The sequence below is a fragment of the Burkholderia cepacia GG4 genome, from assembly GCF_000292915.1.
Taxonomy (GTDB): Bacteria; Pseudomonadota; Gammaproteobacteria; order Burkholderiales; family Burkholderiaceae; genus Burkholderia; species Burkholderia cepacia_D.
Genome location: NC_018513.1, coordinates 1,430,453 through 1,454,702, shown reverse-complemented (window position 1 = coordinate 1,454,702; position 24,250 = coordinate 1,430,453). Strand labels below are relative to the sequence as shown.

Below are 24,250 nucleotides of genomic sequence, written 5' to 3'. Positions count from 1 at the left end.
CAAATACAAGTCTCATTATACGATGCGCAACCGGTCTCAAGCCGAACCGCGGGATACCGCTGCCGCCCCGCTCGGCGCGCCGCCCTCCGATCTTCCCACGCCGCTGCTCGGCGGCCTCACGCCGGCACAATTCATGCGCCGCTACTGGCAGAAGAAACCGCTGCTGATCCGCCAGGCGATCCCGGGCGTGAAGCCGCCGGTCACGCGCGATGCGCTGTTCGAGCTGGCGGCCGACTATGACGCCGAAGCGCGCCTGATCACCCATTTTCGTAACAAGTGGCAACTTGCGCACGGTCCGTTCGAACCGGGCGCGCTGCCTGCCGTTTCGCGCAAGTCCTGGTCCTTGCTCGTGCAGGGGCTCGACCTGCATGTGGACGCCGCCCGCGCGCTGCTCGACCGCTTCCGCTTCATCCCCGACGCGCGCCTCGACGACCTGATGATTTCGTACGCGACGGACGGCGGCGGCGTCGGCCCGCACTTCGACTCGTACGATGTGTTCCTGCTGCAGGTGGAAGGCCGGCGTCGCTGGCGCATCGGTGCGCAGAAGGACCTGTCGCTGCAGCCGGACGTGCCGCTGAAGATACTCGAGCATTTCGAGCCGACCGACGAATGGGTGCTGGAGCCCGGCGACATGCTGTACCTGCCGCCGCACATCGCGCACGACGGCGTCGCCGAGGGCGAATGCATGACTTGCTCGATCGGCTTTCGGGCGCCGTCCGCCGGCGAACTGGGTGCGCAATTCCTGTACTACCTCGCGGAACGCGGCGGCCTGCGCGACGAGCGCGGCGACGCACTTTACCGCGATCCGAAGCAGCCGGCGGTCGACGCGCCTGCCCAGCTGCCGCCGGCGATGGTCGAGCGCGTGGCGGAGATCGTCGACGCGATCCGCTGGCGCAAGCGCGACGTCGCCGAATTCCTCGGTTGCTACCTGAGCGAACCCAAATCGAACGTCGTTTTTGAGCCGCCGGCGCGTCCGCTGTCCGAGACCGCATTCGTCGCGCAGGCGTCACGCCGGGGCGTGTATCTCGACAGACGCGCCGCATTGATGTATAACGCGCGCTCGTACTTCATTAATGGCGAAGAAGAACCGCTCGAGCAAGCCAGCGAATGGCTGCCCGAACTGGCCAATCTGCGCCACATGGAGGCGAAACGGTTTGTAACACTATCCCGGGTTCCCTCAATGACAGGCTTGCTGCACGAGTGGTATTGTGCGGGCTGGCTACGGGTCGGAGACCGGATTTAGTGGGCCGCCCCGTATGCCCGTACAGATCAAATTCTGTATGGGAAAGACAACGTATTGACCCCGCATTTGTCGACGGTCGATAGGAAAGTGCATATAATTTCCGCCCAAGCCGTAGGGAAGATTCACGCTCTAGAAGTGCGTCTCCACCAGCGGCCCAGGTCGGTGTTGGAGCACATTACCGGTATTGTTTCGCGCTGTTGCTTACCTTTAACCATAAAAGGACGTGATCATGAAGAAATCCCTCCTCGTAGCTTCCCTGTTGGCTGCTGTTGCACTGGCTGCTTGCAACAAGAGCGCTGATCAAGCTGCTTCGTCGGCTGCTAGCGACGCAGCTGCTGCTGCTTCGTCGACTGCTTCGGCAGTTGCTGGTGCTGCGAGCGACGCTACGGCTGCTGCATCGTCGGCTACGGCTGCTGCGAGCGACGCAGCTGCTGCTGTGGCGTCGGCTGCTTCGGCAGCGACGGCTGCTCCGGCTTCGGGCGCAAGCCAGTAAGCCTCAGCATCAGCTGAAAAAAACCGGCCCATCGGGCCGGTTTTTTTACGTCTGTCGGTTCCGCGCAGCGCGCGCGGCTGCCGCGGGCCATCCGGCCCACTGCTGCGCCCGCTCAGCCGAGCGTCAGCCAGTCGAAGCCCGCGTCCTGCGTGGCCACGACCACCTCCTCTCCAGCGGTTCCCAGCACGCCTGCAAACGCCTGGCGAGCCAGCTCCGGCCGGTTGTTCTGCTGGCTCAGGTGCGCCGCGACCAGGTGCTGGAGGCGGCTACGTTCGAGCGATGCGAGGATGCCGGCAGCGGCATCGTTGCTCAGGTGGCCGTGATTGCCGCCGATCCGCGCCTTCAGCGACTGCGGATAGCGGCTCCCGGCCAGCATCGCGGTATCGTGGTTGGATTCGAGCACCAGCGCGTCACAGCCGCTCAGGACGGTCGTGATGTGCGGCGTGGCCATCCCGACGTCGGTCAGCACGCCGAGCCGGCGGCAACCATCCATAAAGACGAACTGGAGCGGTTCCCGCGCGTCGTGGGGCACCGTATAGGGCATCACGGCCAGATCGCGTATCGCGGCCGTCTCGTCGCCCCACAGCACGTGGAGATCGACATCAGCCTCGTCCGCGCCCACCGCGCGCGCCGTGCCCCAGCTCATGTAGAGCGGCAGCGACCCGCGCCGCGCGAGCGTCAGCGCACTGCCGACGTGGTCGCTGTGTTCATGGGTGATGAGAATCGCATCGAGATCGTCGATGCCGAGATTCAGGCGGCCGAGCCGGCGCTCGACCTCCTTCGCTGAAAAACCGCAGTCGAGCAGCACGCGGGTGGTCGTCGTGCCGCTCGAGGCCTCGACGACCAGCGCGTTGCCTTCGCTGCCGCTACCGAGGCTGGCGAAGCGCACGCGTTCAGTTCAGCTGGGCGTGGAGCAGCGAAATGATACGCTGCGCTTCCGACGAGTTGTCGACCTGGCCGTTCGCATCGACCACTGCGACCTGCGTGCCGCCATTGCCCTGCGCGCGCACGTTGACGAGGTATTCCTTGCCGGGCTTGGCCGCCGACGGGCCGCCGTAGAACAGCTTGCCGAACAGGCCGTCGCGCTTGAGCTCTTCCATCGTATTCGCGTAGCGGACGGTGTACAGGCCCTTCTCGCGGTCGCGATTGTCGACGGCGAAGTTGGTGCGGTCGAGCGCGAGACCGACGCGCAGCCATGCACGGTCGAACGATTCGGCCAGCTGCAGCGTCGCGGCGCCGCCGTTCGTGTCGCTCACCTGCGCCGGTGCGGTCGCGGGGCGCGCATCGGTCAGCAGCTGCTTCGCCTGCGCATCGCTCAGGCCGAATTTCTGCATCAGCTTCGACAGGAACACGGCTTCAAGCACCGGGTTGCGCGGCCGCTCTTCCCAGCGCGACGACGTGCCGCCCTGCGGGCCGACCATCATTTCCTCCATCGCGCTGTGCGTGATCGAGATGTCGGTGTTGCCGTTCGGCGTGCGGTTCACGAGCGTACGGAAACGATCGCGCGTGCCCGACGAATAGGCGAAGTCGATGACCTTGCCGATCGTGCGGCGGAACCAGTCGTCGGGGATGTTCGCGCGGTTCTCGGCCCAGTCGGTGGCCATGATGCCGGTCGACGGTGCGTCGGTCTTCAGCGAGAAACCGTTCTCCTGCCAGAATTCCTTCAGGATCGGCCACAGCTGCTCGGGCGTGCGGCCGTCCACGACGAGCCAGCGATGGTCGCCGTCGCGCTCGATATGCATGCCGAGCGGATCCTGCGCGCTCGGGACGCCGTCGGTCGCGTTGCCGGCGGCCGTCGTCGCCCGCGGCGGCAGCGTGCCGAGACCGGCGTTGCTCGGCGGCGCGACGAACTGCTGGGTCGTCGGCACGGGCTTCAGGTCGCTCGGCACCGCGAGCGGCGGCGCCGAACCCGTGTTCTTGTAGTTGACCCGGTCAGGGGCCAGGTAATCGTTCAGCGTATCGCAGCCGGCGAGCGCGCCCAGCGCCAGCGCCACCACCGAAACCTGGATGGCGCGAGAGGAAAAGGCGAAACGTTTCATGAAATCCTTCGTCTTGCTAGAACGCTCGTCAGGAGCGGCGCCGGACGGAGCCGGCCGGTGCGGGTTGATGAGGGGTCGAGCCGGCGGCCGCAGGGCGCGGCCGCCTCTGCATCAGGCGAGGACGCCGGCCTCGACGAGGGCCGAACGCACTGCATCGTGGCAGCGCTCGTCGAGCGGCGTGAGCGGCAGGCGGATGCCGCCCTGCATCTTGCCCATCGCCTGCAGCGCCCACTTCACCGGGATCGGGTTCGCCTCGATGAACAGGTTCTTGTGCAGCGACAGCAGCTTCATGTGCAGCTCGCGCGCCGTCGCCACGTCGCCGGCCAGCGCCGCGCGGCACAGGTCGCTCATCGCGCGCGGCGCGACGTTCGCCGTCACCGAGATGTTGCCGTGGCCGCCGAGCAGCATCAGCGCGATCGCGGTCGGATCGTCACCGCTGTAGATCGCGAAATGCTTCGGCGCGGCCTTGATCAGGTGCGCGGCGCGATCGATGTTGCCCGTCGCTTCCTTCACGCCAATGATGCCCGGCACCTGAGCGAGGCGCAGCGTCGTCTCGTGCGCCATGTCCGCGACCGTGCGGCCCGGCACGTTGTACAGGATCACCGGCAGGTCGACCGCTTCGGCGATCGCCTTGAAGTGCCGGTACATCCCTTCCTGCGTGGGCTTGTTGTAGTACGGCACGACCTGCAGCGTCGCGTCGGCGCCAACCGCCTTCGCGTGCTTCGTCAGCTCGATTGCCTCGGCGGTCGAGTTGCCGCCCGCGCCCGCGATGATCGGGATGCGTTTCGCCGCATGCTCGACCGCCGTGCGGATCATCAGGATGTGCTCTTCGACGTTGAGCGTTGCCGACTCGCCGCTCGTGCCGACCACGACGAGTGCGTCGGTGCCTTCCGCGATGTGCCAGTCGATCAGTTTGCGAAACGCCGGCAGGTCGAGACTGCCGTCTTCGAGCATCGGGGTGACGATCGCGGGGATGCTGCCGCGGATTTGAATGCCGTCTTGGGTGCCGTTAGCCATGAAACGCGATTGATTGATGTACCGGTAAACGTTGAGATTGTAGCGGATTAGCCGGGCAGTTCGTAACGTGGAATTCCCGCCCCCGCCGTCGGGGTCGCGCCCTCGCGTACCGCGCAGAGGCGCTGAACGAACGCCTCGCGCGGCGCGGCGACGAATCCGTCCTCGTACGCGACCACCCGCAGGCGGCCGCGCACCGCGTCCAGCAGCTCGCCCGGGGCGAGCAGGAACGCAGGGTTGGACGGTTTGCCGACCGTTTCGTTTCCTTGCGCGAAGGTTTCGTAGATCAGCACGCCGCCCGGCGCCACTGCATCGAGCAGATGGGGCCAGAGCGGACGATGCAGATAATGGGTGACAATCACGGCCGCGAACGACTTGCCGGCCGGCAGCGGCCACGGCGCGCCCTCGAGATCGGCGTCGCATGCAGCGACGCCCGGTATCGCGCGCAATGCGGCCAGCGCGACCGGATCGCGGTCGAGTGCGACGACCGGATGCCCGTGCGACGCAAACCAGCGCGCGTGGCGGCCGCCGCCCGCGGCGACGTCGAGCACCGCGCCGCCCGCCGGGACGAGCCGCGCCCACCGGGCGACCCAGCGCGACGGCTCGGTCTGGGCGACGTGGCCGCCCGCGGCGGCAATGACAGGTTCGCGCATGGCGTCAGGTCAGGTGTACGACAGGCCCATCGCCTCGCGCACGTCGCGCATCGTCTCGACCGCGTGCTTGCGCGCCTTGTCGCAGCCGTCCGCGACGATCGCGCGCAGCAGCGAAGGATCGTCCATGTACTTCTGCGCGCGCTCGAGCATCGGCTGCTGTTCGCGCAGGATCCCTTCGACGACCGGCTGCTTGCAGTCGAGGCAGCCGATGCCTGCCGAGCGGCAGCCGCTCTGCACCCACTCGTGCGTCGTTTCGTCCGTATAGACCTGATGGAGCTGCCACACCGGGCACTTGTCGGGATCGCCCGGATCGGTACGGCGCACGCGCGCCGGATCGGTCGGCATCGTACGGACCTTCTTCGTGATCGTCTCCGCGTCTTCGCGCAGGCCGATCGTGTTGCCGTACGACTTCGACATCTTCTGGCCGTCGAGGCCCGGCATCCGGGACGCTTCGGTCAGGAGCGCCTGCGGCTCGACCAGGATGATCTTGCGCGCGCCTTCGAGATAGCCGAACAGGCGCTCGCGGTCGCTCATCGACAGGCTCTGCGATTCCTGCAGCATCGCGCGCGCCTGCTCGAGCGCCTCGTCGTCGCCCTCCTGCTGGTACGCGTTGCGCAGCTCGTGATAAAGCTTCGCGCGCTTGCCGCCGAGCTTCTTCGCGGCTTCGAGCGCCTTCTCCTCGAAGCCCGGCTCGCGGCCATACAGGTAGTTGAAGCGGCGCGCGATCTCGCGCGTCATCTCGACGTGCGGCACCTGGTCTTCACCGACCGGCACGAGCGAGCCACGATACAGCAGGATGTCGGCCGCCATCAGCACCGGGTAGCCGAGGAAGCCGTAGGTCGACAGGTCCTTCTCCTTCAGCTTCTCCATCTGCTCCTTGTAGGTCGGCACGCGTTCGAGCCAGCCGAGCGGCGTGCTCATGCCGAGCAGCAGCGCGAGTTCCGCATGCTCGGGCACCTTGCTCTGGATGAACAGCGTCGCCTGCGCCGGGTCGATGCCGGACGCGAGCCAGTCGACCAGCACGTCCCACACGTTCTTCTCGATGACCTCGGGCGTTTCGTAGTGCGTCGTCAGCGCGTGCCAGTCCACCACGCAGAAGAAACACGGGTACTCGGACTGCAACTTCACCCAGTTTTTCAGCACGCCGTGGTAGTGGCCGAGGTGCAGCGACCCGGTGGGTCGCATGCCGGAGAAAATACGATCTGGGAACATGATTGTCGTTAGAAAAGCGAGGCGAATGGAGACAGGATGGCGCTCAGAATGCCGGCGGCGGCGTTCACGAGCGGACGCAGCCAGAAGTTCGTCAGCACGCCCGTCGAGACCAGCACGAGGACGATGATGAAACCGTACGGCTCGATGCGCGACAGCGCGATCGATTGCTTCGGCGGCAGCAGTGCCGCCAGGATGCGGCCGCCGTCGAGCGGCGGCAGCGGGAACAGGTTCAGCACGCCGAGCACGAGGTTCGCGCTGACGCCCGCGTAGGCCATCCGAGTGAAGAACGGCTCGTCGATGCCGACGGCGGGAAGCACGATGGTCAGCACGCCCCAGATCAGCGCCTGCACGAAGTTGCAGGCCGGGCCCGCGAGCGACACCCACAGGCTGCCCCAGCGCGGATTGCGCAGGTTGCCGAACGATACCGGCACCGGCTTCGCATAGCCGAACAGGAACGAACCGCCGGTCAGGAAATACATCGCGAGCGGGATCGCGATCGTGCCGAGCGGATCGATGTGGCGCATCGGGTTGAACGACACGCGCCCCATCATGTACGCGGTGTTGTCGCCGAGCAGGCGCGCGGCATAGCCGTGCGCGGCCTCGTGCAGCGTGATCGCGAAGATCACGGGCAGCGCGTAGACGGCGATGGTCTGTATCAGGGAAGCATCCATATCGCGTTATTGTAACAAGCGCACTCGCGCAAAAAATGAATGGCGCGCGCTTACGCGGCCGACAGCCCGAACGGTTCGAGCGCGCCGCGCCCCGCACGCACGAGTTGCGGCTCGTCGCCCGTCAGGTCGATCACCGTCGACGGCTCGCGCGGACACGCACCGCCGTCGATCACGAGATCGACCTGCTTCTCGAGCCGCGCGCGGATGTCTTCGGGATCGTTGAGCGGCTCGTCGTCCGGCGGCAGGATCAGCGTCGTGCCGAGCAGCGGCTGGCCCAGCGATTCGAGCAGCGCGAGCGTGATCGCGTGCTCGGGCACGCGCAACCCGATCGTCTTGCGCGACGGGTGCGACAGCCGGCGCGGCACTTCCTTCGTCGCCTGCAGGATGAACACGTACGGGCCCGGCGTCACCGACTTGATCTGCCGGTACTGACGATTGTCCACCATCGCGAAATTGGCCAGCTCCGACAGGTCGCGCACGAGCAGGGACAAGTGCTGCTTCTCGTCGAGGCCGCGGATGCGGCGCACGCGCTCGACCGCGTCCTTGTCGTCGAGGTGGCACGCGAGCGCGTAGCTCGAATCGGTCGGCATCGCGATCACGCCACCCTTGCTGACGATGTCGACGGCCTGCTTGATCAGGCGCGGCTGCGGATTATCCGGGTGAATCCTGAAGAACTGGGACATGAGGGCAGGTAAAGGGGGAGGAATCGGATGCGCACATCGGCGGCAACGCGAACGGCAAGTGGCGGCCGCACGTCAGAGCCAGCGCTCCCAGACCGGTTTCAGGTCGGGCGGCAACGGCGGCAGGCTGCCGAGCTCGACGCGCCCCTCGCCCGGTGCATGGAAATCCGAACCGCGCGACACTTCGAAGCCGAAGCGGCGCGCCACGTCCGCGTATTCGCGGTACTGGTCGGGCGTGTGGCTGCCCGTGATGACTTCGATCGCGCGGCCGCCGAGATCGATGAACTCGCCGAAGAACGCGTCGAATTCGACCGGCGTGTAGCGGTAGCGCCCCGGATGCGCGACCACGGCCTCGCCTCCCGCGCCACGAATCCATGCGACCGCATCAGACAGCGCCGCCCAGCGGTGCGGGACGAACCCGGGCTTGCCATCGCCGAGCAGGCGATCGAACACGTCGGAAGTCGAGGCAGCATGGCCGTTCTCGACCAGGAAGCGCGCGAAATGGGTGCGCGAGATCAGGTCGGGATTCGATACGTATTTCAGCGCGCCGTCGTACGCGCCGGGGATGCCGAGCGTCTCGAGCTGCGCGGCGATCGCCTGCGCACGGGCGGCACGGCCGTGGCGCGTGCGGTAGAGGCCGTCGACGAGCGCCGGGTTCGACGGATCGATATGGAGCCCGACGATGTGCACGGTGCGCGACGCCCACGTGACCGAAATCTCGACACCGCTCAGGTAGCGCATCCCGAGCGCCTCCGCCTCGCTGCGCGCCGCCGCCTGGCCGCCGATCTCGTCGTGGTCGGTCAGCGCCCACAGGGTCACGCCGCCAGCATGGGCGCGGCGCGCGACGTCGGCAGGCGACAGCAACCCGTCGGAAACATTCGAATGGCAGTGGAGATCAGCGTTCATTGTCGGTATGGCAGGTGAGGCTTCATTCTACTGCAACGCGGCAATTGCGCCGCCCGCCTGCCCCGCCACTGCCGCCGCCGGCCTACGCGCAGAACGCCTCGATCAGCGCCGCGATCTGCTCCGGCTGGTCGTGATGGACCATGTGGCCGGCATCTTCGACGCGCTTTTCGCGCCAGTCGGGGAACGCGCCGAAACGCGCCTTGAACTCCGGCAGCGGGATGTCGCCCGCGAGATACGCGAGCGTCGGCGAATTGACGGCCTCGACGTGCAGCACCTTCGCACGCACCTGCTTCCAGACCGCCATCACCTCGTCGAGCCGGTACAGCATCGGGCCCGCCATCTTGTGCGCGGAGTCCGCCAGCAGGTGGTAGAGACCGTCGTCGCCGCGCTTCGACCAGTGCGCGGCGAGGAACGCGGCGCGGCGCGGATCGAGCCGCGGATTGGTCTTGGTCAACCGGGCCGCAACCTCGTCGAGCGACGCGTACGGACGCAGCGCAGGCGGTTCGCGCAGTTCGTCGAGCCAGCCGCGCAGCCGGCGCGGCGCCTGTTCGGCCCGTGCGGGCGCAAGCCCGAATCCCTCGAGGTCGACCACGCGCCGCACGCGCTCCGGCCGCGCGCCCGCGTACAGGCACACGACGTTCGCACCCATGCTGTGCCCGACCAGGTTGACTTCGCCAGTCGGCGCATAGTGGTCGACGAGTGCGTCGAGATCACCCAGGTACTCGTGGAACCAGTAGTGGCCGCCGCCCTGCCGTGCTACCGGCCAGTCGGACAGGCCGAAGCCGCGCGCATCCGGCGCGATCACCTGCCAGTCGCCCGCGAGCGCATCGACGACGAACTGGAACGACGCCGCGACGTCCATCCAGCCGTGCAGCATGAAGAGCGTCGGCGCATCGGGCCGGCCCCAGCGCCGCACATGCAGCTTGACGCCGCGCACCGTGACGAAATCGGAAACAGAACTCGAGGCATTCATTGCAGCCGCCAGAAAAAAAGAATGATCGTTCGATTATAGCGACGACGCTTCCGTTCCGGCGCCCGGCAGTCGAGGCAGCGCTCTAGCGCTGGAGCGCCAGCGGCACATCAGACCGGCGCAGCGGAGGTCGGCGGGAGGCCGCCGGACGGTCGTGCGGCCAGCCGGCGACGGCTTTCGCGACCCGGGGCGGGCACGCACCCGCGCTAACCCGCCGCGGTGCCGTCCGCCGCGTCCTGCGCGGCGAGCTCGTCCAGCTCCGCCTGCTCGAAGCCCGCGGTGCGGCGCGCGTCGAAATTGAACGGACCGCGCAGCCGCGGCGCATGGTATTGCTCGGCGAGCTCGCGGTAGGCCGGCACCGGATCGCGGCCGGCCTCGTCGCACAGGTGCCGGAACCAGCGGTTCCCGATCGCGACGTGGCCGATCTCGTCGCGCAGGATCACGTCGAGGATCGCCGCCGACGCGTCGTCGCCCGCCTGCACGAGCCGCGCACGGATCGGCGGCGACGCGTCGAGCCCGCGCGCTTCGAGCGTGCGCGGCACGAGCGCCATCCGCGCGAGCACATCGGCCTTGGTCCGCTCGCACATCTCCCACAGCCCGTTGTGCGCGGGAAAATCGCCGTACGCATGCCCGAACGCGGCGAGCCGGTCGGACAGCAGCGTGAAGTGATAAGCCTCCTCGGCCGCAACCTTCAGCCAGTCCGCATAGAACGCGTCCGGCAGCCCGGCGAAGCGCCACACGGCGTCGAGCGCCAGGTTGATCGCATTGAATTCGATATGCGCGAGCGCGTGCAGCAGCACCGCGCGCCCCGCGGGCGAGCGCATGCTGCGGCGCTCGAGCTGGCGCGGCTCGACGAGCGGCGGGCGCGCCGGACGACCGGGCAGGTCGGCCGGCTCGTGCAGGTCGAGCGCCGCCGCGACCGCGGCCTGCCCGGCCAGCAGGGCATCGTACAGCGCGCGGACCTGCGCGGCCTTCGCGGCCGGCTCGGACATCCGCAGCGCGTCGAGCGCGGAGCGGCGCACGCAGAGCGGCGCAGCGGCGTGAGAAATGGGCTCCATGCTCATCAAACGGGTGACCGCCCGTGCGCATCGCGGGAGCGTATGCACGCGACGGTTTACAATAAGCGTTTGTGCCGCGACGCAATGCGCCCGGCACGCCAGACGCGCCATTCTACCGGCGCCCAACATCAAAGAGACCAGGAGACTCCGTGACGATCTACAAACTGGGCGATACGGCCCCGACGATCCACGAAAGCGTATTCGTCGCCGATACGGCGGCCATCATCGGCAAGGTCGTGCTCGAGGAAAACGCGAGCGTGTGGTTCGGCGCGACGATTCGCGGCGACAACGAGACGATCGCCGTCGGCGCCGGCAGCAATGTGCAGGAAGGCGCAGTGCTGCACACGGACCCCGGCTTTCCGCTGACGATTGCCGAAAACGTGACGATCGGGCACCAGGCGATGCTGCACGGATGCACGATCGGCGCAGGTTCGCTGATCGGGATTCAGGCGGTGGTCTTGAATGGAGCGGTAATCGGCCGCAACTGTCTGGTTGGTGCCGGCGCGGTCGTGACGGAAGGCAAGACGTTCCCGGACAACTCGCTGATTCTCGGCGCCCCGGCGAAAGTCGTGCGCGAGCTGTCGGCAGACGACATCGCGCGGCTGCGCGCAAATGCGAAGACGTACGTCGAGCGGCGTGCGCATTTCAAGGAGCAACTCGTGCGGATCGGGTGATTCGCGCGGATTTCAAGGAAGAAGAGTGAGCGACCAGTTACAGAAATTCATGTTCAATTCGGCACCGGTGCGCGGCGAGATCGTTTCGCTGCGCAACACGTGGCAAGAGGTGCTTTCCCGCCGCGACTACCCTGCCCCGGTGCGCACGGTGCTCGGCGAGATGATGGCCGCGTGTGCGCTGCTGTCCGCGAACCTGAAATTTCACGGCACCCTGATCATGCAGATCTTCGGCGACGGGCCGGTCCAGATGCTGGTCGTCCAGTGCGGCTCGGACCTGTCGATGCGGGCCACGGCCAAGTTCGCCGGCGACGCGGCGCATACGATCGGCGACGACACGAGCTTCCCGTCGCTCGTCAACGCGAGCGGCCATGGCCGTTGCGTGATCACGCTCGACCCGGCCGAGAAGCTGCCGGGCCAGCAGCCGTACCAGGGCATCGTGCCGCTCAACGGCGTCGACGGCCCGCTCGAATCGGTGTCGCAGGTGCTCGAGCACTACATGCACCACTCGGAGCAGCTCGACACGCGCCTGTGGCTCGCCGCCGATCGCGACCGTGCGGTCGGCATGCTGCTGCAGAAGCTGCCGGGCGACGGCGGCATCGTGCCGCGCAACGCCGAGACGGACGCCGACACCTGGGAGCGCGTCTGCACGCTCGGCGGCACGCTGTCCGCGCAGGAGCTGCTCGAAGTCGAACCGGAAGTCGTGTTCCGCCGGCTGTTCTGGCAGGAAAACGTGCAGCACTTCGAACCGGCCGGTACGCGCTTCCAGTGTTCGTGCTCGCGCGAGAAGGTCGGCGCGATGCTGCGCATGCTCGGCCGTGACGAAGTCGACAGCGTGATCGTCGAGCGCGGTCACGTCGAGATCCATTGCGAGTTCTGCAACCAGCGCTACGAGTTCGATCCCGTCGACGTCGCGCAGCTGTTCGCCGCGCCGGAACTCGCGACCGGCATCACGCCCGCGACCGACCAGCGTCACTGAGCCGCGCGCTCGTGCCCGCGCTGCGGGCGCGGGCGCATAATGGATGCACGAGCGTCGCACGCACGGCTCGGGCGCCGCAGGCCCGGCCTTCGGCGCAAGCCGCTTTCCGCCCGCCTCCCGCCGTCGGCGCGCTGCTGGAGAAACACATGAATCGCCCGTTCCGCACCTTCGTCCTGACCAGCGTCGCCGCCGGCACGCTGGCCCTCGCCGGCTGCGCGGTGCAGCCTCCTTCCTCGACGATCCTGAGCCGCCTGCCCGAACCGGGTGCATCCGGCGGCCAGCCGCCCGCCCTGTCGAGTGCCGAGCGCAAACGCTACGACGAGATCGACCGGCAGGTGCTGCGCGAGCAGAACGATGCCATGGCGGCCGAGGCGGCCGCGCGCGCGTGGGCGTACTACGCGCCGGCGCCCGTGACGGTCTACGGCGGCTATTACGGTGGTTGGGGAAACCGGTGGGGAACCGGCATCAGCTACGGCTACCCGGGCTGGTGGTGGTAATGCTTTACCGGGTCTATTGACGCCTGACAGGAAATAAAAAAGCGCGGTATTTCCCGCGCTTTTCCAATGATTCGAACTGCCGTGCTCAGTGATGCGCGGCCTTGCCCTTCTCGCCGCCGTGATGCCGCGACGGCCTCGCGATCGACTGCGGATTCGGCACGACCCGTACGGGCGCAGCGGACACCGCACCGCGCGTCGACGTGTTCGAAGGCGTGTTGTTCAGCGGCCCGGCCGGCGCATTCGGCGACACGAACTGCACGAACACTTCGCCGTCCTTCACCATGCCCATCTCGTAGCGCGCACGCTCCTCGATGGCCGCGGTGCCGCCTTGCAGATCCTGCACTTCGCCGGCGATCCGTTCATTGCGCAGCTTCTCGTCCGCATTCTTCTGCAACTGGTCGCCGAGTTGCTGACGCAATTCGTGCACCCGCAACCAGCCGCCGTGTCCCCACCATAGGGGGTACTGAATGAGCGCCAGCAAGGCAATCAGGACGACAGTGACAAGCCGCATGTAAGAGACGCAGATATAAGAAGCGCCGCTCCGCGCGACATGCACAGAGCGGCGTCGAGATGACGAACCCGATAGTAGCGCGTTAGCGCAGGTTATAGAAAGCCGATTTGCCCGGGTAGCTCGCGATATCGCCGAGATCTTCCTCGATACGCAGCAGCTGGTTGTACTTCGAGATGCGGTCGCTGCGCGACAGCGAACCCGTCTTGATCTGACCGGCGTTCAGGCCGACCGCGATGTCCGCGATCGTCGAATCTTCCGTTTCGCCCGAGCGGTGCGAGATCACGGCCGTGTAGCCCGCACGCTTCGCCATTTCGATCGCCGCGAACGTTTCGGTCAGCGTACCGATCTGGTTGATCTTGATGAGGATCGAGTTCGCGATGCCCTTCTCGATGCCTTCCTTCAGGATGCGCGTGTTCGTGACGAACAGGTCGTCGCCGACGAGCTGCACCTTCTTGCCGAGGCGCTCGGTCAGCAGCTTCCAGCCTTCCCAGTCGCCTTCGTGCATGCCGTCCTCGATCGACACGATCGGGAACTTGTCGGCGAGCGTCGCGAGGTAGTCGGTGAATTCGGCCGACGACAGTTGCAGGCCTTCGCCCGCGAGCTGGTACTTGCCGTCGTGGTAGAACTCGGAGGCCGCGCAGTCGAGCGCGAGCAGCACGTCTTCGCCCGCACGGTAGCCGGCCTTCTCGATCGCCTGCAGGATCGTCGACAGGCACTCGTCGTTGCTGCCGAAGTTCGGTGCGAAACCGCCTTCGTCGCCGACTGCCGTGCTCATGCCGCGGTCGCTCAGGATCTTCTTCAGTGCGTGGAACACTTCCGCGCCGCAACGCAGGGCTTCACGGAACGTCGGCTGGCTCACCGGAACGATCATGAATTCCTGAATGTCGAGGCTGTTGTTCGCGTGCGCGCCGCCGTTGACGATGTTCATCATCGGCACCGGCAGTTGCATCGCGCCCGAGCCACCGAAGTAACGGTACAGCGGCAGGCCGGCTTCTTCAGCCGCTGCCTTCGCGACGGCCATCGACACGGCCAGCATCGCGTTCGCGCCGAGGCGCGACTTGTTGTCGGTGCCGTCCAGCTCGAGCAGCGTCTTGTCGAGGAACGCCTGTTCCGACGCGTCGAGGCCCATGATGGCTTCGGAGATTTCGGTATTGATGTGCTCGACTGCCTTCAGCACGCCCTTGCCGTTGTAGCGGCCGGCTTCGCCGTCGCGCAGTTCGATCGCTTCACGCGAGCCCGTGGACGCGCCCGACGGAACCGCCGCGCGGCCCATCGTGCCCGATTCGAGCAGCACGTCGCATTCGACGGTGGGGTTGCCGCGCGAATCCAGAATCTCGCGGCCGATGATATCTACGATTGCACTCATGGGTTTCCTCTGAGAATGACGATGGATTCTTCAAACTGCGACGGCGCGCACGCCGGAACCGCTTTCGCTACAGACGCGCGAAGCCGTCGCAAGGTTCATTCGATCTTTAGTTGAAATCGTTTTCCAGGAACGGATTGCGCTTCACCGCCTGGTCGAGCGTGACGAGGGTCTCCAGCAGCGCGCCCATCCGGTTCAGCGGCACCGCGTTCGGGCCGTCCGACTTCGCTTCGGCCGGATTCGGGTGCGTCTCCATGAACAGACCCGCGACGCCCGTCGCGACCGCAGCACGCGCGAGCACCGGCACGAATTCGCGCTGGCCGCCCGAGCTGGTGCCCTGCCCGCCCGGCAGCTGCACCGAGTGGGTCGCGTCGAACACGACCGGCGCGCTCGTCTCGCGCATGATCGCGAGCGAACGCATGTCGGACACGAGGTTGTTGTAGCCGAACGAGACGCCACGCTCGCACGCCATGAAGCGGTCTTCCGACAGACCGGCTTCACGCGCCGCGTCGCGCGCCTTGTCGATCACGTTCTTCATGTCGTGCGGCGCGAGGAACTGGCCCTTCTTGATGTTGACGGGCTTGCCCGAACGCGCGCACGCGTGGATGAAGTCGGTCTGGCGGCACAGGAACGCGGGCGTCTGCAGCACGTCGACGACCGACGCGACCTGCTCGATCTCTTCGATCGAATGCACGTCGGTCAGCACCGGCAGGCCGAGCTGGCGCTTCACTTCGCCGAGGATCCGCAGCCCCTCGTCCATTCCGAGACCACGAAACGACTTGCCCGAACTGCGGTTCGCCTTGTCGTAGGACGACTTGTAGATGAACGGAACGTTCAGCTTCTCGCAGATCTCCTTCAGGCGGCCCGCTGTGTCGATCGTCATTTGCTCCGATTCGACGACGCAGGTACCCGCGATCAGGAAGAAAGGCTGGTCGAGACCGACCTCGAAATCGCACAGCTTCATGCTTACACTCCGCGCGCTTGCTTGTTGGCAAGCGAGGCTTCGACGAACGATTTGAACAGCGGATGGCCGTCACGCGGCGTGGACGTGAATTCCGGGTGGAACTGGACGCCGACGAACCACGGATGCATCGAACGCGGCAGTTCCATCATTTCCGGCAGATCCTCGCTCGGGGTACGGGCGCTGATGATAAGGCCGCCGGCTTCGAGCTGGGGCACGAAGCGGTTATTGACTTCATAACGGTGGCGATGGCGTTCGTTCACATCCTTGCCATAGATCTCTTCGGCCATCGTGCCGGGCTTGATCGGGCAGCGTTGCGAGCCGAGGCGCATCGTGCCGCCGAGGTCGGACTCCTCGGTGCGCGTCTCGACCTTGCCTTCGCGGTCGTGCCATTCGGTGATCAGCGCGACCACGCGTTCCGGCGTGTCCGGATCGAATTCCGTGCTGTTCGCCTGCTTCAGGCCGACCACATCACGCGCGAATTCGATCACCGCGAGCTGCATGCCGAGGCAGATGCCGAGGTACGGCACCTTCGACTCGCGCGCGTAGCGGATCGCCGCGATCTTGCCTTCCGTGCCGCGACGGCCGAAACCGCCCGGCACCAGCACCGCGTCGAGATGCTTCAGGCTGTCGACGCCGTTCGTCTCGATCTCTTCCGAGTCGATGTACTCGATGTTGACCTTGGTCGACGTATGCAGCGATGCGTGACGCAGCGCTTCGATCAGCGACTTGTACGACTCGGTCAGGTCGACATACTTGCCGACCATGCCGATCGTCACTTCGTGCTTCGGGTTCTCGAGCTTCTCGACGAGCTCCGACCACATGCTCAGGTCGGCGTCCTTCGGCGACAGCTTCAGTTCCTCGCAGATGATCCGGTCGAGGCCCTGGTCGTGCAGCATCTGCGGAATCTTGTAGATGCTGTCGGCGTCCCACACCGAGATCACGGCGTCTTCAGGCACGTTCGAGAACATCGAGATCTTCTTCGATTCGTCGTCGGGGATGCGGCGGTCCGCACGGCACAGCAGCACATGCGGCAGGATGCCGATCTCGCGCAGCTTCTGCACGCTGTGCTGGGTCGGCTTCGTCTTCAGCTCGCCGGCCGTCGCGACGTACGGCACGAGCGTCAGGTGCACGAAGCACGCGCTGTTACGGCCGAGGCGCAGGCTCATCTGGCGCGCGGCCTCGAGGAACGGCAGCGACTCGATGTCGCCGACCGTGCCGCCGATCTCGACGATCGCGACGTCCGGTTCGCCGCAGGTGGCCGATGCCGCCCCGCGCTCGATGAACGCCTGGATTTCGTTCGTGATGTGCGGAATCACCTGCACGGTCTTGCCGAGATAGTCGCCGCGGCGTTCCTTGCGGATCACCGATTCGTAGATCTGGCCGGTCGTGAAGTTGTTGGCCTTGCGCATCTTCGTGCTGATGAAGCGCTCATAGTGGCCGAGGTCGAGGTCGGTCTCCGCTCCGTCTTCCGTCACGAACACTTCGCCGTGCTGAAACGGGCTCATCGTGCCGGGGTCGACGTTGATGTAGGGATCGAGTTTGAGGAGGGTGACTTTCAGACCGCGCGATTCGAGGATCGCGGCGAGGGAGGCGGCGGCAATACCCTTGCCGAGGGAAGAAACTACGCCGCCGGTGACGAAAACATATTTGGTCATCGCTGGATGCTCGCGGGAAAAACGGATTATACCGTAAAGCCCGCCCTTCTCTCAGCATTAGACGCGATGATCCCGCCCTTTCGCGCTGTGCCGCACCAGCCGTGCGCGCCACGGGGCAAACTGGCTTGCCGGCCGGTGCAACCGCCCACGCCGGACGCGGTGCACCGGGCGATACGTCACGCGCGTTTCGCGTGCGGCACACTGTCACGCGGCACGCCGCCCTCCGCCGCTTTCAGCGAATTCAGCATCCGCTGCAATGCGCGGGCCGTCTCGATCGGCCGCTCCATCGGGAACAGGTGGCTGCCCTCGAGCCATTCGATGCGCCCACGCGCCGCGCGCCGCGTCGCGTCCAGCCCGACCTGCCGCACTTCGCGCGAGCGCGTGCCGGCGAGAAAGCCGAGCGGAACCGGCGCGCCGTGCGCGAGCCGCGGGCCGAGCGTGTGCGGCAACGTCCGGTAGATCAGGTATTCGACCTGGCGGTCGAAGGCGAGCGCGCGTTCGCCGTCGGCGCCCGCCTGCGGAATGCCGTAGTCGATGTAGTCGGACAGCATCCGCTCGTCCCAGCGCGCGAACGCGGGTTTCCCGTGGAAATGCCGCCAGACTTCGTCGCGGCTCACCCAGCGCGTGCGCCGGTTGCGCGTCGCGGCGGCCGGCGACAGCCGTTCGTCGAGCCCGGCCCACTGGCTCGCGCGCAATGCGCCGGCGCGCCATCCCGCGATGATCGGCGAATCGATCATCACCACGCCGCGCACCCATTGCGGCTTTTTCAGCGCGGCCATCAGCGACAGGTAACCGCCGAGCGAGTGGCCGACGAGCCAGACCGGGCGCTCGTAGCGGCTGCCGATGTCGTCGAGCAGTTGCTCGACGAGATGCGGCCAGTCGCGCGTCACCGGGTAGCGGCGGTCATGACCGATCCGTTCGATGTAGCGCAGATCGTAGTCGTCTGCCAGCTCGGCGAAGATCGTCCGGTACGTCGATGCCGGAAAGCCGTTCGCATGCGAGAAGTGGAGGATGTCCTTCAAACGCCGTTGTCTCCTTTGTCGGCGGGAGTTAGTGCTTTAGCACTTACTCCCGCCCCATGCTTCGCGGTCGACGAGAGTTAGTGCTTTAGCACTTACTCTCGCCCCATGCTTCGCGGTCGGCGGGAGTGGGTGCTTCGGCACTTGCGCTGCTCCCGTGCTTCATTTTCTGCCGGGGCCGTGCTTCGGCACTTTACGCCGGCCCCGCGTTTTCTTGCCTGATACGCCGGCCCTCGCCGCGCTCACCGGTCCATCCAGTACCGGCGCCGCTCGTCGCGATAACGCACGAATGCGAACCCGCCATCGGCCGGCGCGACGTCGAACCGGATGGCGCCGTCGCGATCGGTGCGCGGCAGCGGAATCCCGCGCGCCTCGTAACGTGCGAGGACGCTCCGGTGCGGATGCCCGAAACGATTGCGATAGCCTACAGGAAATACCGCGACGCGCGGCCCGACCGAATCGAGGAAAGGCTCGATCGACGACGTGCGGCTACCGTGGTGCGGCACGACCAGGATCTGGGCGGCCAGCGCGTCGCGCGCGGCGCTCACGAGCTGGCGCTCGGCGGGTGCTTCGATGTCGCCCGTCAGCAGCGCGGACGTTCCGCCCGCATCGATGCGCAGCACGCATGACTGCCCGTTCGCCGGACCCGTATCCGGGCCGCCCGACGGCCACAGCATCGTGAACGCGACGCCATCCCAGGTCCAGCGCTGCCCGGCCGCGCACGGCAGCCGGTCGGCGACGCCGGCGGCCGTCGCATCGCGCCACAGTCCGCTCTTCGGCGGAATGCCCGCCAGCAGCTGGCGCACGTCGGCAGCCGCATAGACGGCCGGTGCGCCGCCCGTGTGATCGGCGTGCGCGTGACTGAGCACGAGCGAATCGATCACCGCGATGCCACGCGAGCGCAATGCCGGCGCGACGATCCGCGCACCGGCGTGCGTCGACTCCGCGCCCGGCCCCGCATCGAACAGCAAGGTCCGCCGCGCGGTCTCCACCAGCACCGACGTGCCCTGCCCGACGTCGAGCACGGTCAGACGGAACCCGCCCGGCGGCGGCGCATCGGCTGCCGGCGCGACGAGCGGCAGCCACGTGAGCGGCGCCGCCCAGCGCAGCGGCCAGCCGCGCGGCATCAGCGCCCACACGGCACCCACGCAGGCCAGCGCGAGCACCGGCCAGTCGGGCATGCGCAGCCAGAACACGCCGGCCGGCCAGTCGGCGAGGTGCCCGAGCAACGTCATCATCGGTTCGAGCGCCGCGTGCGCGAGCCGGAACGCATACGCATCGAGCGGCGCGGGCAGCGCGATGCCGGCCAGCACGACCGGCGTCACGACCGAGCTGACCCACGGAATCGCGAATGCATTGCCGAACGGGCCCGACAACGAAATCTGCGCGAACCACGCGGCCGTGAGCGGCGCGAGACCGATCGTCACCGCGTACTGCACGCGCGTAGCCTCGGCGAGACGACGTCCCACGCGCATGCCCCACGCGCGCAACCGGCCCGACAGGCCGGCCGCGCCGCCACCCTCGTCGCCTTCCGCATCCGCCTCCCGCACCGCGCGCCAGCCAGCAACCGCCAGCAGGATCACGGCGACTGCACCGAACGACAGCCAGAACCCGGCCGACAGCACCGCCCACGGATCGGCGAGCAGCACGCAGCCGAGCGCCGCACACAGCACCGCCGACGTCGGCACGCTGCGTCCGGCCAGATACGCGATGCCGCCGCCCGCGATCATCCACCACGCGCGCTGCGCCGGCACGTTGAAGCCCGCGAGCGCCGCATAACCAGCCGCGGCTACCAGGGCGGCAAGCGCGGCCGCGTACTGCGCGGGCAACACGAGCGGCGCGGCCCGCGCGCGCCAGCGCAGCCGGCGCCAGACCATCGACACGAGCCCGCCCGCCATCGCGCCGACCAGCCCGACATGCAGGCCGGAAATCGCGACCAGGTGACTCGTGCCGGTGTTGCGCAGGACGCGCCAGTCGTCGTCGCCGATGCCCGACTGGTCGCCGATCGCCAGCGCGGCGACGATGCCGCGATGCGCAGCGTCGACACCGAGCGTCGCGCCGATACGGGCCCGCAACGTGTCGCGCAGCCGATCGATCGACGCACGCCATCCCGCTGCGCGCGCGTCGAGCAATGCCGCCCGCCGTGGTGCGCTGACATAACCGATTGCACGAATGCCCGCCGCGAGCCATGCCGCCTCGCTGTCGCGCACGCCGGGATTGGCCTCGGCATGCGGGCGCTTCAGGCGCACGACGAAACGCCAGCGCTGCGCGGCGCGCAGGTCGGGAAGCGCTTCGCGTGTCGTGGGCCCGCCGTACGTGCGCCACGACAGCCGGATCAACGGCGGAAAGCGGGCCAGCCCCGCATCGTTCGACTCGACCGCGAACAGCAGCCGCGCGCCGCTCTCGTCGACGACGGGCAGCCCCCTGATCACGCCGGTGACGACGATGTCGCGCCCTTCCCATTCCGCCGGCAAGCTGTCGCCCAACCGCCATTCGGCGCGCACGGCCGCGTAGCCGAATCCCGCGGCGCAGGCCGCGAGCGCGCACAACATCCAGCCGAGTGCGGCCGTCGTACGCGTACGCCGTCGGCGCATGCACCACGCACCCAGCGCCGCGCATCCGGCTAGCATGGCCGCCCCGGCCAACCATGCGATCGCACCCGGCAACGCCGCCTGCCGCTGCAGCACGACGACGCCGAGCGCGAACGCGATCCACCCCACGCGCATTCCACCCCCTCGTCGACCTGGCGCCGCGATGACGAATGCGGCACCTTCCGGCAACGATTATGCGGACGAAAGTGCGAGTCGCGGCAGCGCGGCGAGCGCGTTAGCCGAAGTGCATAGGGACACTGCGCCGGCGTCGAGCCCGCGCAGTTCGGCGAGCACGTCGCCGATGCGCGGCACCTGGTCGGGCGTGTTGCGGGACTTGTACGCCCATTCGGGTGCGATGTCGGGTGCGTCGGTCTCGACGACGAGCGCGTCGAGAGGTAGCTCCGTGGCAAGCCGGCGGATCTGCAGCGCACGCGTGAACGTCACGTTGCCGCCGAAGCCGAGATGCAGCCCTTGCGCCAGATACGCTTCGGCCTGCTGGAAACTGCCGTTGAACGCATGCGCGATGCCGCGCCGCACGCCGAAACGGCGCAGCCCGGCGAGCACGCGGTCCTGCGACTTGCGCACGTGACACAGCACCGGCAGGTCGAATTCGCGCGCGAGCTTGAGCTGCCCCTGGTAGAAGAACTGCTGCCGCGCTTCGTCGAGCCCCGGCACGAAGTAGTCGAGGCCAATCTCGCCGATCGCGACGAAGCGCGGATCGTCGAGGCTCGCCTCGATCTCCATGCGCAGCCGGTCGAGATCCTCGTCGCGTGCTTGCGGCGTGTACATCGGGTGGATGCCGAGCGCATAGACCGCGCCCGGCGTGCGCTGCGCCAGTTCGCGCACCGTCGTGAAATTGTCGCGCCCGATGCTCGGGATCACGATGCGCGACACGCCGGCCGCTTGCGCCGCCTGCGCGACCGCGTCACGGTCGGCGTCGAACTCGGCCGCATCGAGATGGCAATGCGTATCGATCCACATGTCGGTTTTCCTGCGCCCTCGCCGCCGCGCCGCGATTCACCCGGCGGCACGGCGGGGACGTTCGTTCACACCGGCAGCGCCGGCTCCTCGTGCAGCACGCCGTCGCGCAAGCGCATGATGCGATCGCAGCGGGCGGCCAGTTCGGGATCGTGCGTGACGATCACGAAGCTCGTTTCGAGCGTCTCGGACAATTCGAGCATCAGGTTGAACACCGTATCGGCCGTCGTCCCGTCGAGGTTGCCGGTCGGTTCGTCGGCGAGCACGCACGCCGGCTTCGTCACCAGCGCACGCGCGATCGCGACGCGCTGCCGCTCGCCGCCCGACAGCTCGCCCGGCCGGTGCTTCGCACGCGGACCGAGACCGACCCGTTCGAGCATCGCCTGCGCCTGTTCGCGCGCGTCCTCGGTCGTCATCCGGCGGATGCGCAGCGGCATCGCGACGTTGTCGAGCGCAGTGAACTCCGGCAGCAGGTGATGGAACTGGTAGACGAAACCGAGCGCGCGGTTGCGCAACTCGTTGCGCTCGCGCTCGGCCAGCTGCGTAAACGGCTTGCCGAGCAGCGACACTTCGCCCGCGCTCGGTTCGTCGAGGCCACCCAGCACGTGCAGCAGCGTGCTCTTGCCGGAGCCCGACGCACCGACGACCGCGAGCTTCTCGCCGCGCCGCACCGTCAACTCGGTGTTGTTGAGCACCTGCACGTTGAAGCCGCCCTGCACGAACGCCTTCGTGACCCCGCGCGCCTGAAGCACGTATTCCTGCATACCTGCCGAATCCTGTCTGATGGGTTGTCGTGAATCCGCGAATGCGGTCGCGCGGTCATTCATAGCGAAGCGCCTCCGCCGGCTTCACCTTCGCGCCGCGCCAGCTCGGATAGAGCGTCGCGACGGCCGACAGCACGAACGCGATCAGGCCGATCCTGATCACGTCGCTCGCGACGAGTTCGGACGGCAGCTCGCTGATGAAGTACACCGACGGCGGCAGGAACTGCACGCCGAACAGATGCTCGATCATCGGGATCAGCCACGGGATGCTCCACGCGATCAGGCAGCCGAGCGCGACGCCAGTCGCGGTGCCGACGAATCCGATCGTCACGCCCTGCACGACGAAGATCTTCATGATCGACCCCGGCTGCGCGCCGAGCGTGCGCAGGATCGCGATGTCGGCCTGCTTGTTGGTCACCGTCATCACGAGCGACGACACGAGGTTGAACGCGGCCACCGCGATGATCAGCGTGAGGATGATGAACATCATCCGCTTCTCGATCTGCACGGCCGAGAACCAGGTCTTGTTCTGCTGGGTCCAGTCGCGGATGTACAGACTGCCCGACAGCGTATGCGACAGCTCGACCGCAACCTGCGGCGCCTTCTGCATGTCGGCGAGCCGCAGCCGCACGCCGGTCGGCGCGGACATCCGGAACAGCGCCTCGGCATCGCGGATGTTGATCATCGCGAGCGTGCTGTCGTATTCGTAGTGGCCCGACTCGAACACGCCGACGACCGTGAACTGCTTGAGCCGCGGCATCATCCCGGCCGGCGTGATCGTGCCTTCGGGCGCGACGAGCGTGACCTTGTCGCCGACCGTCACGCCGAGGTTGCCGGCGAGCGCGTCGCCGAGCACGATGCCGAACTGGCCGGGCACGAGCGCGGCGAGCTGGCCCGCCTTCATGTCCTTGCCGATGTCCGACACCTGCGGTTCGAGCGACGGCTCGACGCCGCGCAGCATCACGCCGCTCACCGCGTCCTGGCGCGTGAGCAGCGCCTGCGCGTCGACGTACGGCGCCGCGCCGATCACCGACGAATTGCGGCGCGCTTCCTGTGCGGTCAGTTGCCAGTCGGGCATCGAGCCGGTCGGCGAGAACACCTCGACGTGCGCGAGCACCGACAGCATGCGGTCGCGCACTTCCTTCTGGAAGCCGTTCATCACCGACAGCACGACGATCAGCGCCGCGACGCCGAGCGCGATCCCGAGCATCGACACGAGCGCGATGAAGGAAATGAAGCCGTTGCCGGTCGTGCGTTTGCCGGCGCGCGTGTAGCGCCAGCCGATCTGCCATTCATACGGAAGTTTCAAGCGAATCCTT

At 67.3% G+C, this 24,250-nt stretch carries 24 protein-coding genes; 5 read left to right on the top strand and 19 right to left on the bottom strand.

Features of this window, described 5'->3' with window-relative positions; genetic code table 11:
• The first annotated feature begins 22 nt into the window (after positions 1-22).
• The gene (locus GEM_RS06635; protein WP_014896658.1) at positions 23-1,243 is read left to right on the top strand and encodes a cupin domain-containing protein; all 1,221 of its coding nucleotides are present in this window, start codon (positions 23-25) and stop codon (positions 1,241-1,243) included.
• A 54-nt stretch (positions 1,244-1,297) separates the two neighbouring features.
• Positions 1,298-1,543, top strand: a complete 246-nt coding sequence (locus tag GEM_RS32490; RefSeq protein WP_011657350.1) for a hypothetical protein — start codon at positions 1,298-1,300, stop codon at positions 1,541-1,543.
• A 305-nt stretch (positions 1,544-1,848) separates the two neighbouring features.
• On the opposite strand, the gene GEM_RS06630 is transcribed toward GEM_RS32490, so the two are convergent.
• From GEM_RS06630 to GEM_RS06585, 10 genes are all read right to left on the bottom strand, one after another.
• Positions 1,849-2,625 (bottom strand): MBL fold metallo-hydrolase, encoded by a 777-nt coding sequence (locus tag GEM_RS06630; RefSeq protein WP_014896657.1) that lies wholly within the window; start codon positions 2,623-2,625, stop codon positions 1,849-1,851.
• 4 nt (positions 2,626-2,629) lie between these two features.
• Positions 2,630-3,775, bottom strand: coding sequence for an outer membrane protein assembly factor BamC (gene bamC / locus GEM_RS06625; protein WP_014896656.1), 1,146 nt, complete (start codon positions 3,773-3,775; stop codon positions 2,630-2,632).
• A gap of 111 nt (positions 3,776-3,886) precedes the next feature.
• Complete coding sequence (gene dapA, locus GEM_RS06620) at positions 3,887-4,792, bottom strand: 4-hydroxy-tetrahydrodipicolinate synthase (protein ID WP_014896655.1); 906 nt, start codon at positions 4,790-4,792, stop codon at positions 3,887-3,889.
• Positions 4,793-4,839: 47 nt separating this feature from the next.
• Complete coding sequence (locus tag GEM_RS06615; RefSeq protein WP_014896654.1) at positions 4,840-5,442, bottom strand: class I SAM-dependent methyltransferase; 603 nt, start codon at positions 5,440-5,442, stop codon at positions 4,840-4,842.
• 9 nt (positions 5,443-5,451) lie between these two features.
• Complete coding sequence (locus tag GEM_RS06610; protein ID WP_041490468.1) at positions 5,452-6,654, bottom strand: tryptophan--tRNA ligase; 1,203 nt, start codon at positions 6,652-6,654, stop codon at positions 5,452-5,454.
• An 8-nt stretch (positions 6,655-6,662) separates the two neighbouring features.
• A complete protein-coding gene (locus tag GEM_RS06605; RefSeq protein ID WP_014896652.1) occupies positions 6,663-7,325 on the bottom strand; it encodes a site-2 protease family protein in 663 nt (220 codons plus the stop codon).
• A 50-nt stretch (positions 7,326-7,375) separates the two neighbouring features.
• Positions 7,376-8,008: an L-threonylcarbamoyladenylate synthase gene (locus tag GEM_RS06600; RefSeq protein WP_014896651.1), complete on the bottom strand. Its 633-nt coding sequence runs from the start codon at positions 8,006-8,008 to the stop codon at positions 7,376-7,378.
• A 72-nt stretch (positions 8,009-8,080) separates the two neighbouring features.
• Complete coding sequence (locus GEM_RS06595; protein ID WP_014896650.1) at positions 8,081-8,911, bottom strand: 3',5'-nucleoside bisphosphate phosphatase; 831 nt, start codon at positions 8,909-8,911, stop codon at positions 8,081-8,083.
• An 82-nt stretch (positions 8,912-8,993) separates the two neighbouring features.
• Positions 8,994-9,884 (bottom strand): alpha/beta fold hydrolase, encoded by an 891-nt coding sequence (locus GEM_RS06590; RefSeq protein ID WP_014896649.1) that lies wholly within the window; start codon positions 9,882-9,884, stop codon positions 8,994-8,996.
• Positions 9,885-10,087: 203 nt separating this feature from the next.
• Entirely contained in the window at positions 10,088-10,945 is an 858-nt protein-coding gene (locus tag GEM_RS06585) for a ferritin-like domain-containing protein (RefSeq protein ID WP_014896648.1), read from the bottom strand.
• A gap of 143 nt (positions 10,946-11,088) precedes the next feature.
• On the opposite strand from GEM_RS06585, the gene GEM_RS06580 reads away from it, so the two are divergent.
• From GEM_RS06580 to GEM_RS06570, 3 genes are all read left to right on the top strand, one after another.
• Complete coding sequence (locus tag GEM_RS06580) at positions 11,089-11,613, top strand: gamma carbonic anhydrase family protein (protein WP_014896647.1); 525 nt, start codon at positions 11,089-11,091, stop codon at positions 11,611-11,613.
• Between the two features lie 25 nt (positions 11,614-11,638).
• Entirely contained in the window at positions 11,639-12,589 is a 951-nt protein-coding gene (gene hslO / locus GEM_RS06575) for an Hsp33 family molecular chaperone HslO (RefSeq protein ID WP_014896646.1), read from the top strand.
• A 146-nt stretch (positions 12,590-12,735) separates the two neighbouring features.
• Positions 12,736-13,086: a hypothetical protein gene (locus tag GEM_RS06570; RefSeq protein WP_014896645.1), complete on the top strand. Its 351-nt coding sequence runs from the start codon at positions 12,736-12,738 to the stop codon at positions 13,084-13,086.
• 85 nt (positions 13,087-13,171) lie between these two features.
• Here GEM_RS06570 and ftsB read toward each other — a convergent pair whose 3' ends face one another.
• From ftsB to GEM_RS06525, 9 genes are all read right to left on the bottom strand, one after another.
• Positions 13,172-13,597: a cell division protein FtsB gene (gene ftsB, locus GEM_RS06565; protein ID WP_014896644.1), complete on the bottom strand. Its 426-nt coding sequence runs from the start codon at positions 13,595-13,597 to the stop codon at positions 13,172-13,174.
• A gap of 82 nt (positions 13,598-13,679) precedes the next feature.
• Positions 13,680-14,963 (bottom strand): phosphopyruvate hydratase, encoded by a 1,284-nt coding sequence (gene eno / locus GEM_RS06560; RefSeq protein ID WP_009689673.1) that lies wholly within the window; start codon positions 14,961-14,963, stop codon positions 13,680-13,682.
• A gap of 106 nt (positions 14,964-15,069) precedes the next feature.
• The gene (gene kdsA, locus GEM_RS06555) at positions 15,070-15,924 is read right to left on the bottom strand and encodes a 3-deoxy-8-phosphooctulonate synthase (RefSeq protein WP_014896643.1); all 855 of its coding nucleotides are present in this window, start codon (positions 15,922-15,924) and stop codon (positions 15,070-15,072) included.
• Between the two features lie 2 nt (positions 15,925-15,926).
• Complete coding sequence (locus GEM_RS06550) at positions 15,927-17,579, bottom strand: CTP synthase (protein ID WP_014896642.1); 1,653 nt, start codon at positions 17,577-17,579, stop codon at positions 15,927-15,929.
• Between the two features lie 176 nt (positions 17,580-17,755).
• The gene (locus tag GEM_RS06545) at positions 17,756-18,601 is read right to left on the bottom strand and encodes an alpha/beta fold hydrolase (protein WP_014896641.1); all 846 of its coding nucleotides are present in this window, start codon (positions 18,599-18,601) and stop codon (positions 17,756-17,758) included.
• A gap of 239 nt (positions 18,602-18,840) precedes the next feature.
• Positions 18,841-21,324 carry a DNA internalization-related competence protein ComEC/Rec2 gene (locus GEM_RS06540; protein WP_014896640.1) on the bottom strand — a complete coding sequence of 828 codons (2,484 nt, stop codon included), beginning with the start codon at positions 21,322-21,324 and terminating at the stop codon, positions 18,841-18,843.
• Positions 21,325-21,381: 57 nt separating this feature from the next.
• Positions 21,382-22,170: a TatD family hydrolase gene (locus GEM_RS06535; RefSeq protein WP_014896639.1), complete on the bottom strand. Its 789-nt coding sequence runs from the start codon at positions 22,168-22,170 to the stop codon at positions 21,382-21,384.
• Between the two features lie 65 nt (positions 22,171-22,235).
• A complete protein-coding gene (gene lolD / locus GEM_RS06530) occupies positions 22,236-22,994 on the bottom strand; it encodes a lipoprotein-releasing ABC transporter ATP-binding protein LolD (RefSeq protein ID WP_080599365.1) in 759 nt (252 codons plus the stop codon).
• Positions 22,987-24,240, bottom strand: a complete 1,254-nt coding sequence (locus GEM_RS06525) for a lipoprotein-releasing ABC transporter permease subunit (protein WP_014896637.1) — start codon at positions 24,238-24,240, stop codon at positions 22,987-22,989. The genes lolD and GEM_RS06525 overlap by 8 nt, the downstream gene beginning before the upstream one ends.
• Positions 24,241-24,250 lie beyond the last annotated feature (10 nt).